This is a genomic window from Acidisphaera sp. L21, assembly GCF_009765685.1.
Classification (GTDB): domain Bacteria; phylum Pseudomonadota; class Alphaproteobacteria; order Acetobacterales; family Acetobacteraceae; genus LMUY01.
Window position 1 is genome coordinate 1 of the sequence record NZ_LMUY01000120.1, and the last position, 953, is coordinate 953.

A 953-nucleotide genomic window follows, 5' to 3' on the forward strand; every position below is an offset into this window, starting at 1 on the left:
GGCACAATGGAAGGTCATCGCCGATGCGTTACGTGAGCGAATTCAAAACCAGCCGGCCTGATGGACGAGGCACGTGATGATGTCTCGCCTATACCGCGTTTCCCAAGGGGCGCTGGCCGCAGATCGCCAGCACCAACCCCCTCGAACGCCTCAATGGCGAAATCAAGCGACGGTCCGACGTGGTCGGCATCTTTCCAAACGACCGCGCCGTCCTCCGCCTGGTGGGCGCGCTCACGCTCGAACAAAACGACTAGTGGACCGTCGGCCGACGCTATATGAGCCTTGAAAGCATCGGTTCGGTCAGCGAAGATCCTATGGTCAAGCTGTCAGCACTGAGAGCCTGAACCACCTCGGACTAAACCGAGGACCGCGTGTTACACCACGCGATGGGGCACGATCTGTGTCGAAGGTATTCTGCGCATTCGTCTGCGGTAAATCTGCCGAGCAAGTCACCGACCCTTCGCCATGTCGCTTCGCTGGAATGCTAAACGGCCTTGCGGAGTAGGTCTTGAGTTTGGCAGAGGCCATTCGATTGGATGCAGGTCGGGGCTATAAGCAGGCAAGATGATGAGTTTTGCACCCACGTTGCGGAGTGCGGCGCGGGCCGGCTGGCTTTAAGGCTGCCGAGATTGTAGGCGATGACGATGTCCCCGCGCTTAGGGGTGAGGGCGAGGGAATGGCTAACCCAGGCGGTGAAGAATATCCCATTGATGTGTCCATCGATGACACAAGATGCAACGATGCGGTCGGGCCGGAGCCCGGCGAGGAAAGTCAGCGTCTTCCATTCTCATGCGGTATCTTGGCCAGTAGCGGGGTGCCGCAAGTGCTCCAGCCGCGGGTGGGCGCCATGTTCGTCTTGACCGAGATCTCGTCGATGAAGACGAGCCGAGATGGATCAACGCGGTTCAGCTAGAGGGTGTTATGTACTTTCTTGAGGTTAGGGCTTAATGGGG

General features: G+C 58.7%; 1 pseudogene. It reads left to right on the forward strand.

The annotated features are described in order from the left end of the window. Positions 1–344, forward strand: a pseudogene (locus GSQ76_RS32085) (transposase); the annotation flags it as partial. Positions 345–953 lie beyond the last annotated feature (609 nt).